Here is a 12,659-nt window from a genome sequence, read left to right on the forward strand (position 1 = left end):
AAGCACTGGGGTAGAAAAGTCTAGTTATAATAACGTTTCAGCCACACATCACGAAAATCTGCGAAGCTTCCGCTAGTCAGCGACTCTCTAGTTTGCTCCATCAACCTAATAATGAACCGAACGTTGTGTTGCGATAGGAGCGTCATCGCCTCTGATCTATCATTCATGTCGAGGGATTTCAATTTCTCACGCAGACTAGCTCGATTCATTCCGGCCACACAGGTTGGACAATCGCATTCCGTATCGAGCAGTCTCTGATCGTCCTTCAACTCTGATCGTTTCAGATTTATATCACCATCTAATGTATAGATCCGACCATGACGTGCCTCGCGCGTCGGCGCCACGCAATCAAACGTGTCCGCACCGTTTTCGACACCGGCAAAAATATCATCTGGCTTGGATAATCCCAATAAATGCCGCGGCTTGTTCTCCGGTAAAATTCGCGTCATCCAAGCCAGCGTTTCGCCCAAGGTTTCCTTTTCAAACGCACCGCCCAAACCAAACCCGTCGAATTGCCAATTATCTATAGACATCGCCGCTAGATCACGCGCTGCTTTTTCGCGTAAATCTTGCCAATGACCACCCTGGAGAACCCCATAGAGCGCCTGGTATGGTTTGTCCGCACGCATAGCGGTCTGGCGCGCATGCTCGCGCAGGCTTCGCTCCGCCCAGAGCCGTGTTCGCTCCAAAGCCTCAATATTATATTCGTAACTGTCGCTAATGCTTGTCAATTCGTCGAACGCCATCATAACATCGGCGCCTAATTTATGCTGCGTCGCAATCGACATTTCCGGCGTGAATTTGATAATACGGCTAGAAAAGGGGTCTCGGAATTCGACGCCCTCGTCATCGACTATTGCTAACCGTTCCTCTTTGCGAGTTAGCCTCTCGGTGATCATCTCGTCCTTTTGGTCCATCGATACAATCTTTCCGAGTCCCGATCCGAGCGACATCACCTGGAATCCGCCGCTATCGGTCAGAGTTGGTCCATTCCAGCCACTAAACTTCGCCAATCCACCGTCAGCGTCGATCATGACTGCCCGACGCAGCAAATGATAGCCATTCGACAGTACCGCCTGCACGCCGATCGAACGCAGATTTTCTGGTGGCAAAAACTTCACCTCGGCGTGCGTCCCCACAACAGTGAATGTCGGCGTTTTGATATCGCCGTGCGGTGTTTTGATCACCCCAGCCCGAGCTAACGGAAACTCCGCACCGCCACGTGCGGTAATCTCAAAGGAAAAGGGTTTGTTTATCATTTAATATCAACACCAACCGCTTCGGCCACATTAGAAAAACCATCTCTCTCGAGTAATTTGACGAGACCGCGGTTAATTTGGCCGACGATTTGCGGGCCTTCGAACATCAAGGCGGTGACCATTTGCACCAAATTAGCGCCGGATCGGATCTTGGTATAGGCATCCTCGGCCGAAAATACGCCGCCTACGCCGCTGATCACTAATTTATTGCCGGCTCGCTGCCTGGCAAGTTTAATGAGTTGATTGCTACGATCAAAGGTTGGTTTACCCGACAGATTTCCGGGTACAGAATCTGGCAATTTATCAGCTAATGTTACTTTCGTACGGTCCTTGAATAGATTCGAGATAGTCACCCCAGCAATATTATGTTTCAGAATCACGGCGATCAAGTCTGCAAACTCGTCGTCAGTTTTATCAATCGGCATCTTGACGAAAACCGGCATATCCAGTTTCAGATCATCCACCGCAGCGAGTAGTCGCCCTAGCTTGAACGGTGTTGTGAACGGTTCGCCACCATAGGTGTTAGGGCAGGAGATATTCAGTGTCACCAGGTCAGCTTTGCGGCTCTTTTTTATGAGCTTCAACGAACCGATGTAATCCGCGATAGCTTCGCCCTCCGTGCAGGTCTGTTTATCGTTGGTATACGCCACGGAAACGTTTATCCGCATATCGCCCAGCTGGTTTTGTTTGTAGCGCCCCAGCCGAGCCAAAATCCGTCGAGCGCCGTGATTAGCGAGACCCGCATTCACAACCAGTGATTTGGATTTTGGTAAACGATAGAACCACGGTTTCGGGTTACCGGCACAAGGATGAAAAGTGATCGAGCCGCCCTCCATTTGACCAAAGCCAATCGAGCTAACTACGCCAGCAATTTCAAAATTCTTGTCGAGACCAGCTGATAATCCGAGAGGGTTTTGAAACTCTAATCCGCACAGTGTTTGCGATAACCTGTCAGGGTTTTGATAAGCCCACGACCAACGCATCAAACCGCGCAGGAAACCAACGCGCTGCACGACCGAACCAGCAGCTATCATCCTGTCGTGGGGCTATGTCCGGAGGTAGTTTAAATAATAACGGCTTGGCGATGCGCCTATAGATAGCACTCGATAATTTCGATATGGCGACGATCATTACCTAATATTGTAGCAAATCAGCGTAAAGTTTGGTATAATTTTGCCTGTATTGGGGCGTGGCCAAGTGGTAAGGCACCAGGTTTTGGTCCTGGCATTCGGGGGTTCGAATCCCTCCGCCCCAGCCATGAAAATCGTCAGACCTTTTGGTCTGGCGTTTTTCATTGTCTCGCGGTCGGGATCCGAGCCGCCGATGTTTTGCGCCAGCAAAACGTATCGGGGGTGCGGCGTAGTGAACGTAGCGAAAAAGTGTTTACATTTTTTCGCGAGTGAACGGAGGAGCGAAACGCAGTGGAGCGATATCCCTCACGATCAACCAAATCTATGCTAAAATAACTACTGAAAGTTAGTTTAATTAATCATTCAACTAGGAGGAGTCATGTCAAAAAAATCAGAGCCCAAAGTTTCGATCGAAAAAGAAGTAGCTGCCGTGAGAAACCTCACCAAAGAATTCAAAGAGTTTATTTCACGCGGTAACGTCGTCGACCTGGCCGTTGGTGTCGTTATTGGTGGCGCGTTTGGCAAAATCGTGTCGTCACTCGTTAGTGATATTATCATGCCGCTAATTGGCATTCTGCTCGGTGGAGCGGACCTATCGGCACTTGCATTCAATATTGGCGATGCACGTATTGCCTATGGTAGCTTTTTGCAGAATATTATCGATTTCCTCATCATCGGTGCCAGCATCTTCTTGTTTGTAAAGCTCATCAACAGCTTTAATCGCAAGAAAAAGACCGAGGAAGCCAAGCCTGAGAAAGAAAGAAGATCCTCAGCTGGTGATACTAAAAGAAATCCGCGACGAATTGAAAAAATCTCGTAAATAACCATTAGTTGTTTGCTCCGATATTAAAAAGTTTGCTAGAATATTTACCATGAGTGGGCAACCAAAAACAGATAATGATTTGATTGAAGATGTTGCGGAATTTTATTCTGCGATTGATCGCGGCAGCTTGACGCACAAAATTAGCGCTGAGCGTCCATACGTCTACACAACGATGGAGATCTACGACGCCAGCAATGGCATCCGCGGCGCCGGCGGCTTGGGGGTTCTCGCGGCCGATACGAGGCGTGTCGCCGAGAGTTTAGACATTCCGTTTGTGATGCTGACGCCGTTCTACCGCGAAGAGCGTCACCAGGAAATGAATGACCTGGAGCCACATAATATCTTGGTGCCGAAACAGCCGACTGATTTTGGTTTTGAAAAGGTCGGCGAAACCGCTATTAGAGTAACGGGTAAACCTGATTCGGTATTAGACATTTACCAAAAAATTCTCGGCTCAACGAGATTCCTCACTATGGGCGAAGACAGCTTTGGTCAACTCTATAGCGGCGATCCGTCGAGTGAACATCGCCTGTATCAAATGGTGTCGCTAGGTTTTAGCGGCTACGCAGCCCTAAAAATGCTAGGTTTGAAACCTGCCGTCATCCAGCTCAATGAAACTGCCACTGTATTTGCTGCCGTGGCACGTCTCGATGAGCTATGTCGCAACGGCATGGGGATTTACGAAGCCATCGTCTATGTCCGCAAACACACGCTCTACACCAACCACACACTGGTCCAGGCGGCTGAGAGCGAGTTTTCCTACGAGCAGTTCGAACAGTTTGTCTTTCCTAATATCTCATCGCCGGCCCTCAAACATTTCATTGGTGGCCTATTCCGAAACGGCAAATTACGCCTCAGTAATCTGACGATCGAACTAGCCGAAGCCAAAAACGGCGTCAGTCGGCTCCACGCCAAAATCGCTGAATATCGCGATCTGAGCGGTGAGAGGGTTGAGTTCCGCGCCATCACGAACGGTATCGATCTGAATACGTGGGTTATGCCAGAAATGTTAGATTTTTATAAACAGAATAATATCGTTGACAAGTTCAATATGCCGAGCGAAACCTTCCGCGATCAATTAGAATCAATCTCCGCTGCGGACATTAGAAAGATCAAGCAGCTCGGTCGCAAACGCCTCAACGAAGAGCTCGAGCATCGCAGAGACCAATACGGCGAGGTCGTGCAGATCCCAGACGATGCTCTGTTATTCGAATTCAAACGACGCTTTGTCGAATACAAACGACCCTGGATGCCATTCGAAGACATCGATGAATTGAAATCCATCTTGCTCGATAGCGGCGCTCACTATATCATGGCTGGCATGATGGCGGGGAACGTGGGCGAGGGCGACTCGACCTACGATCGCCTCCAGGCCATGCTCAAAACCATCGCTGACGACCCGATTTTGCGCGAACGCGTTCACTACATTACCGACTATGACGAGAGCTTGTCATACGCCATGTCAATCGGTAGCGATGTCTCGATCAACGTCCCCGAGGTCGGTCTAGAGGCCTGCGGTACATCGTTCATGAAAGACATCATCAATATGACGATCCTAATTTCAACTAATGACGGCGGTGTCGCCGATCTCGATCCGCCATCCGTGTTAACGGTTTCTGGCGACACATATCAAGAAGAAGTCGTGTCGCTCTATTCCAATATGCGTATCGCCTGTGCCGCCGTGCGGGACGAAACCAAATGGGCTGCAGAAGTCACGCGTCAAATATCGGGCTATCTGCCGATCATTTGTGGTTCACGCATGATCCGTGATTACCTGCGATTCCTGTTCAAGACTAACTAATTTGTCCTCTCACATAAAAACGCCCTCCACTATGAAAGGGCGTTTCTAGTAACTGATAGAACCTACTCGTAACGCAAAGCTTCGATCGGATCTTTTTTGCTCGCGCGGCGGGCGGGCAAGGTGCCGGCCAAGAATCCAATCGTCATCACGATCGCTACAATGACAGTCAATGTAACCGGGTTAAACTCTATCAAGGTAAAGCCTGGCAATCCGCTCAGGAATGTCTCAGCCGCTATAGGATTGATGATCACCTTGATGAGATAGGCGAGACCAACACCGAGCGCTGCGCCCCAGAACCCGAGCATGACAGCCTCCCACGAAAACATCGCGAAGATCTTACCGCGTCCTAGACCCATAGCTTTCATGAGGCCAATTTCGCGAGTGCGTTCCTGGACCGCCATAAATAGCGTGTTAATGATACCGATCGACGCCGCCAGTAAGGCAATGACACCAAAGATAGTCAGTATCATCGTCACTGCGTCAAAGAACGTTTTGACTATACCGACCTGATCCTCAACCGTCATAGCGGTAAAGCCCATATCTTTCAGATCGTCTTTGACTTGCTGGGTTTTCTCATCGCTCAGCCAATCATCTTTTAGCTGCGCCATGGCAAAGTAGGACTGATTTCTATATTCGGCCGGCATACCTGCGAGTACTCGATCGCTCAGCGCATGGCTACCTCGATCATTCACCCAGCTGCGACCCATGCCAATAACACTAGGGTTAGTAACACCACTGATGGTCAGTTCAACTTCGCTCATTTCGCCGCTAATTTGGTTTGTAACGGCAATTTTGACTTTTTTGCCAACCGCGTCCTCGTTACTACTAAAACCGAGAGGTTTCACATATTTGTCGGCAATAACGATCTCCGGAGTGGCGCTATCGATGTCAACGGCACGACCGGCCGCCATATCCAGATTAATTGTATCGCTCGGCAAGGTAGCCACCTCGATCGTAAACTTTTTGTCTGTGTTAGGACTCGTCACATAATCAGCCTGCAACATAGCCCACATCTTGGCAGACTCCACACCATCAACCGCCCGAATCTTGTCGATATCTTTGCTGGTAATGATCAACGATGCCATCGATTCGTCTTCGGCGCTGTATTCTTGGACTTCGTTGCTCATGCCACTGAGGCCACTCGTTGTCGTTGATGCACGCATAATTTCTAAGTAGCCTTCGCCGCCTGCGCTATTCATTTGTTTGTCGATATAGGTATTAACGCCATTATTAACGCCCGTCGTCATGATGATAGTAAACGAGCCGATAAAGATAGCCAAAATCGTCAGAAAGGAGCGGCCTTTGTTACGCAATAGATTTGAGTTAGCGCCCCTCACAATATCCCAGAATTTCATTTTTTTGCTCCTTTCCGCGGTTCGGCTAATAACTGTCCATCCTTGATATGAATTTGCCTATGGCAACGATTCGCCAGATCCTCGTCGTGTGTCACTATGATCAACGTAATGTCTTTCTCTTTGTTGAGACTAAACAGCAGGTCTTCGACCAGTTTACCGGTAGTCGAATCGAGATTACCCGTCGGTTCGTCGGCAAAAATCACGGCCGGGTTATTAACGAGAGCTCTCGCGATACACACACGCTGTTTCTGTCCACCCGACAGATCATTAGCACGGCTTTTGGCCTTGTCAGCTAGATCAACAATCTCGAGAGCTTCGAGTGCGCGTCTTTTTCGTTCAGACGGTTTTATGCCGGCAATTCTGAGGGGAAGCATGACGTTATTCAGTACTGAATCGCGCGAATTCATGAAAAACTGTTGAAAGACAAAACCAAAACGACGATTACGCAGACGATTGATCTGGCGATTTTTTAGCTTTGTCGAGTCTTTGCCGCTAATTTCTATCGTACCCGAAGTTGGTTTATCGAGCAGGGCCAACAAATGCATCAAGGTCGATTTGCCCGAGCCGCTCTTGCCAATAATTGCCACCGATTCGCCGCGTTTGATATCTAGATTGACATTATCGAGTGCCGTGAATGCTGCCGACTTTTTGCCATATACTTTGGTCAAATTCGTTGTCTTTATAATAGTTGTTTCGCTCATTATCGTTTCTAGCCCTCCTTTTCGAACATTCAACCTCTATTGTACCATGGATGATACAATAGAGAGGTGAAGCAGCTCAGTACTGAAACAATTACGTTAGACAAAATTGTTGGCGGTGGCCAAGCTATTGGTGAACTGCCGGACGGACGAAAAGTATTTGTCTGGGGAGGATTACCGGGCGAAACGGTTACTATTCAATTAACCAAACTCAAAAAGTCCTACGCCGAAGGTATTGTGACCGAAGTCATCACAGCTAGTCCAGATCGAATCGAACCGCGTGATTCCGAGGCATACCTATCGACTAGTCCGTGGCAAATCATGAATTTTGCAGTCGAGCAACACCTCAAAAGTACATTAGTCAAAGAAGCATTCGCATTATCCCATATCGATATCGACGCTCCAGTATCAGTTATTACCGATGACAATTTCTATCATTATCGCAACAAAATGGAGTATTCGTTATGGTGGGATAATGAAACGGAATTAATTTCACTCGCTTTTCATCTGCGCGGCACTCATCAGAAAGCTCCGATTAGTCAATCGTCGATCGAGCGACCAGAAATTTTTGCGAGAGCCAGTCAAATCGTCGAAAAGCTAAACAGAGAAGGCGGCGAAGCCAGGCGTTATCAGTCGCTACTCGTCCGCAGCAATCAATCTGGCGATGTATCGAGCGCATTGTTTGAAAAGCATCAACCACACCCCTCAATGAATCTCCTTACCGACAACGTGCTCGGCTACCATTATTCCTATTCGCCTAACGGCTTTTTCCAGATTAATTTGCCCGTTTATGAACTGGCGCTCCAGGAAATCGCAAAACATATCACAACCGACCATGTCATTGATATGTATGCTGGTGTCGGTACGATCGGTTTGTCGATAGCCCGCGATCGAAAATTGAGACTGGTCGAAACCGATAAAAGCGCGTTCGATGAAATGCTCCGCAACATTCCGACCAAGGCCACAAACATTCATCCTATTCATGCCAAGAGCGAACAAGCACTCGAACACATTGCCAGCGATGCGACTATCATCCTCGATCCGCCGCGCGCCGGTTTACATCAAACCGTGGTTGATCGTTTACTAGAAACAACTCCGCCTCAAATTATTTATTTGTCGTGCAATCCCGTTACTCAAAGCGCGCGACATTGCGCCGCTACTCGAAAAATATCATGTGACACTGGTGCAGCCGTTTAATTTCTTTCCACGAACGCCACATATTGAAAATTTGGTCGTATTAGAACGAAACTAGCTCGTTCGGATGCGTCGATAGGCAAACTTGACACTCGGACGCCAGCTCGTCGCCGCATCGCGGTCGTATTGTTTGATGGTCCCGTCAACCACCTCCGCGATCTGAATCAGTGCCGGATTATAAGGTGCCAAAGTGCGATAAAAGGCCAAGTCGCTGTCTTTCACATTATCGCGACCAGGGAAAACCTCACGAAATTTCCTCTCCGCAATTAAGTCAAAATAGTGCGGATCAGCGCGCGGCGGAATCAGCTGCTCGGCGCGCAGGTTCATTCTCGATACAATCTTTTTGATATCGCCGAGCGTTGTATTTTTCTGACCTACGATTATGGCAAATAACAGGCCTTTGCTCGATAAAAACACTTTGGCAGTCGTGCCAGGTCCAACCGGTAATTTATCGGCAATAGTCGATTTAATCTCTAGCGTGAGACCAAATGCCTGTTTGATATATTTTTCTAAACTCAATTCCTCAAAGACCTGCTCCATGACACTTATTTTACTACCAATTGCGGGTAAAGTAAAGAAGGATTGAACCGTCAAAACCTCCTCGGGGGCTGCCCCGCCTCACGTCACCCGAGGTGAGAGTTTTAGATTTTGAATACAGCCCTATAATAGCGTAAAATAGTTGCAATGAGTTTTGATACAAAGTTTCTAGATAATTACAGAAGTCTCAACGAGGCGCAGCGTCTAGCCGTTGACCAAATCGACGGGCCAGTTATCGTGGTCGCTGGTCCGGGCACCGGAAAAACCCAGCTGCTCGCCATGCGCGTTGGCAACATCTTGAGACAAACCGACACCGATCCTAGCAGTATTTTATGTTTGACCTTTACCGAATCCGCCGCCGCTAACATGACAGAGCGTATGGCCGCCATCTTTGGCCCAACCGCCTACCAGGTCACCGTCAACACCTTTCACGGTCTAGGCTCGGAAATCATTAGCCGACATAGCGAGCATTTTTATAACGGGGCAATTTTTAAACCTGCCGATGAATTGACCGCTGGTCAAGTGGTTCAGGAAATCCTAGCCGGACTGCCGCATTCCAATCCGCTGACCAAAGTTTTCAATGATAAATTCACCTATTTGGACAAGGTCACTAGGGCGATTTCCGACATCAAACGCGCTGGTCTATTGCCCGAGGAAATGCATCTTTTACTAGAACAAAACCTAGCTTTTTGCCGCCAAGCTAGTCCGATCATTAGCGAAATTTTTGCCGAACGTATTACCAAAAAGACTATAGATGCTGCCAGCTCCGTCCTAAACGATCTCGAAACTATAGTGTCTGACTACAAACAACTGAGTTTTGTGAACGAACCACCGCTCGCCGAAGTCATCGTAAATAGTTTCAAATCCGCCATTGAAGACGCCGAGACCTCAGGCAAAACCAACTCTCTGACCGCCTGGAAAAAGTCCAATCTAGAGACGAACGACAAAGGCAAACACGTCCTTAAAGACCAGACGAGAACCGAGATCCTCGCCGCCGTCAGCGGTGTGTACGCCGAATATCTGCGGCGTATGGACGTCCATCAACTCTACGATTATGACGACATGATCTTGCGCGTCATCCAAGCCGTCGAAACCTCTCCGGCGCTCAAGGCGGATCTACAGGAAAAATACCAATATATCCTAGTCGACGAGTTTCAGGATACCAACGACAGCCAGATGCGTCTATTAAAAAACCTAACCGATTTCGATAATCATCCCAATGTCATGGTGGTGGGTGACGACGATCAGGCTATCTTTCGTTTCCAAGGTGCCGACATCTCGAACATCATGTCGTTCCATGACACCTATCCTGATTCTGACCCGATCGTTCTTACTAACAATTATCGTAGTGGTCGTCATATCCTCGACGCCGCCAGCAATGTCGCCGGGCAGATCGGCGAACGACTCAGCACCAGCCTAGGTTTTGAAAAGCAATTGATCGACGCCAAACCGGTAGACACCATCGTCCGCCAAGTCCTAGCCAACACCGAGGAGCACGAGAACGCCAATCTCGTTTCGATGATCGAGCAGGAGATAAAGGCCGGACGCAGCCCAGCTGATATTGCCGTGATCGCGCGTAAACATAAAGACCTAATTAGCCTGTTGCCATTTTTAGCCAAAGCTAATATCCCAGTCAATTACGAACGCGAGAACGACGTCCTGGCCAGCGAACCTATCGTCGCCCTTGAACAGCTAGTTCGCGTGGTGATCAGCCTGGCAGGCCGCGAAGATGATATGGTTGACACATTGCTACCCGAGCTGCTCAGCCATCCAGCCTGGCAATTATCTCCGCAGGACATTTGGCAGATCAGTCTAGCCGCCAACCGCGATCATAAATACTGGCTAGAAATTTTACTAGAATACTCCGACCAAACAAAAGCTATCGGCGAATGGATAATTAAAATGAGCGCATTTTCACACCATACGCCGCTCGAAACCATGCTCGATTGGCTGTTTGGCAATGAAACTGCAGCCGATGAAAGCTTTACTTCGCCACTTTATAAATATTTCTTTGCCGAGGAGCGACTAGCGGGTGATCCGACGGCTTATTTAACATTTTTATCGAACATCAGCACCCTGCGCAACGCGCTGCGCGATTATCGCCCAGACAACACTTCTAATCCGTTACTCTACGAATTCTTGAGCCTAATTGATGCCTACCGATCACTCGGCAAGCGCCTCGTCGCCGTGACGGCTATCGGCGGTCATGATCGGCTAAATCTACTGACCGTACACAAAGCCAAAGGCATGGAATTTGATAGCGTTTATATCGTCAATGCTTCGTCAAACATGTGGGGACAGAAATCACGCGGTAATAATTCGTCGATTACTTTTCCTGGTAATATGCCGTTTCAGCCAGCTGGTGATAGTAGCGACGAACAACTACGCTTGTTATTCGTGGCGATGACTCGCGCCAGACGTCAACTGACCATTAGCTCGCATCAGCTCAGCCCGACCGGCAAACCGTTGTTGCCGCTAGAATACATCATTGACGACGACACTATAGCTGTCGAATCGTTGCCCGAGCCGACCATTCCGGAACTCGAGGATCAGCTAGAAACCGCCTGGCACGCAGCTCTAACTAGCACCACCGGCACCGACCAACGTCAAACCTTGCTCGATACGCTATCGGACAAATTAGCACGCTATCGACTCAGCGCTACCGACCTAAACCGCTTTATCGATATTCCCGACGGCGGACCGCAGGGCTTTTTGATGCAGAGTTTATTAAAATTCCCGAGTGCTCGCACCGCGCCGCTGGTTTTTGGCACAGCCATGCACGCCACCCTGCAACGCAGCCATACTCACTTGACCGTCCATGGCCACGCTAAACCGCTCGAGGATGTCCTAGGCGATTTCGAGACCATACTACGCGGCGAATCACTGAGCGATCGCGATTTTGAGTTCTATTTACAAAAAGGTCTGGACGATCTAAAAGTATTTTACGACCAACGCATTTCGAGCTTCACGCCTGCCCAAATGACTGAATTCGATTTCTATAGTGACAATATCATGATAGGCGAGGCGCGCCTCACCGGCAAACTTGACCTGATTGACATCGACAAAGACGACAAAACCCTGATCGTTACCGATTACAAAACTGGCAAAGCGCCGCTATCGTGGAAGGGTAAAACCGATTACGAAAAGATCAAACTGCACAGGTATCGTCGCCAGTTACTGTTCTATAAATTATTGGTTGAACGATCCTCACAGTTCAAAAATTATACGATGGAACGCGGCGTATTGGAGTTCGTCGAGCCGGTAGACGGCGAGATTAGACGGCTCGAACTCGACTATAGCGAGGTAGATATGGACGACTTTGTGAACATCATCCACGCTGTCTGGCGGTTCATTATGACGCTAGACCTACCCGACATCAGTCAATTTTCGGCAGATTACAAGGGAATTCTAGAATTTGAAGACTTTTTGAGACTTTATTACTCAAATAGTATTGACATTTGATACAGTATGTGATAAGATTTTACACATGTTCTGAACTGAGTCTGACTAGGCACAGCAAAGAATCGTGGTTTTCAGCGCACGCGGGAGTGTCAGCGACGGGGTGCAGAAGTGCAAATCCTCGTTGGACGTTTAGGCGTCAACACTCGATAGTCTTCTGGATGATTTCCCGAAAGGGATCTCTATCCGAGACTCCGGCGGAGGTTCGAATGGGACGAGTAATCGGCCCTAGTAGATAGCCAAAGTGCGCGGGCGACAAAAATAGAGTTAGCTACCTGTTTCATAAGGTGGCAATGCAACAGCAGAAATGCTGCCGGTCAGGTATAGTCTCAATGGTGAGACGGGTAAAATCCTCGACACGCGGTAGATAACGCATGTGTAAAACTCTTTCTTTTGTCGCCGA

8 protein-coding genes, 1 tRNA gene and 1 pseudogene are annotated in these 12,659 nt (G+C 48.6%); 5 read left to right on the forward strand and 5 right to left on the reverse strand.

Annotated features, from left to right (window positions below):
• Positions 1-20 precede the first annotated feature (20 nt).
• A complete protein-coding gene (tgt, locus tag IPL44_03470; GenBank protein ID QQS17336.1) occupies positions 21-1,259 on the reverse strand; it encodes a tRNA guanosine(34) transglycosylase Tgt in 1,239 nt (412 codons plus the stop codon).
• Positions 1,256-2,293 (reverse strand): dihydroorotate dehydrogenase (quinone), encoded by a 1,038-nt coding sequence (gene pyrD, locus IPL44_03475; protein QQS17337.1) that lies wholly within the window; start codon positions 2,291-2,293, stop codon positions 1,256-1,258. Before pyrD ends, tgt begins: the two co-directional genes overlap by 4 nt.
• Before the next feature lie 149 nt (positions 2,294-2,442).
• Here pyrD and IPL44_03480 point away from each other — a divergent pair.
• The 3 genes and pseudogenes from IPL44_03480 (at position 2,443) to IPL44_03490 (ending at position 5,013) form a co-directional block, all read left to right on the forward strand.
• Positions 2,443-2,517 (forward strand) — tRNA-Gln (locus IPL44_03480).
• 251 nt (positions 2,518-2,768) lie between these two features.
• Positions 2,769-3,213, forward strand: a pseudogene (gene mscL, locus IPL44_03485) (large conductance mechanosensitive channel protein MscL).
• 48 nt (positions 3,214-3,261) lie between these two features.
• Positions 3,262-5,013, forward strand: a complete 1,752-nt coding sequence (locus tag IPL44_03490; protein ID QQS17338.1) for a glycogen/starch/alpha-glucan phosphorylase — start codon at positions 3,262-3,264, stop codon at positions 5,011-5,013.
• A gap of 62 nt (positions 5,014-5,075) precedes the next feature.
• Here IPL44_03490 and IPL44_03495 read toward each other — a convergent pair whose 3' ends face one another.
• Together IPL44_03495 and IPL44_03500 are read right to left on the reverse strand one after the other, a co-directional pair.
• The gene (locus IPL44_03495) at positions 5,076-6,368 is read right to left on the reverse strand and encodes an FtsX-like permease family protein (GenBank protein ID QQS17339.1); all 1,293 of its coding nucleotides are present in this window, start codon (positions 6,366-6,368) and stop codon (positions 5,076-5,078) included.
• On the reverse strand, positions 6,365-7,069 hold the full coding sequence (locus IPL44_03500) for an ABC transporter ATP-binding protein (GenBank protein ID QQS17340.1): 705 nt from the start codon (positions 7,067-7,069) through the stop codon (positions 6,365-6,367). Before IPL44_03500 ends, IPL44_03495 begins: the two co-directional genes overlap by 4 nt.
• Positions 7,070-7,135: 66 nt before the next feature.
• Between IPL44_03500 and IPL44_03505 the strand changes: the two genes are divergently transcribed.
• On the forward strand, positions 7,136-8,263 hold the full coding sequence (locus tag IPL44_03505) for a class I SAM-dependent RNA methyltransferase (GenBank protein ID QQS17341.1): 1,128 nt from the start codon (positions 7,136-7,138) through the stop codon (positions 8,261-8,263).
• 51 nt (positions 8,264-8,314) lie between these two features.
• On the opposite strand, the gene IPL44_03510 is transcribed toward IPL44_03505, so the two are convergent.
• Positions 8,315-8,800, reverse strand: coding sequence for a hypothetical protein (locus IPL44_03510; protein QQS17342.1), 486 nt, complete (start codon positions 8,798-8,800; stop codon positions 8,315-8,317).
• A 144-nt stretch (positions 8,801-8,944) separates the two neighbouring features.
• Here IPL44_03510 and IPL44_03515 point away from each other — a divergent pair, with 144 nt between their 5' ends.
• Positions 8,945-12,259: an ATP-dependent helicase gene (locus IPL44_03515; protein ID QQS17343.1), complete on the forward strand. Its 3,315-nt coding sequence runs from the start codon at positions 8,945-8,947 to the stop codon at positions 12,257-12,259.
• Positions 12,260-12,659: the final 400 nt, after the last annotated feature.

Source organism: Candidatus Saccharibacteria bacterium (assembly GCA_016699895.1).
GTDB lineage: Bacteria > Patescibacteriota > Saccharimonadia > Saccharimonadales > Saccharimonadaceae.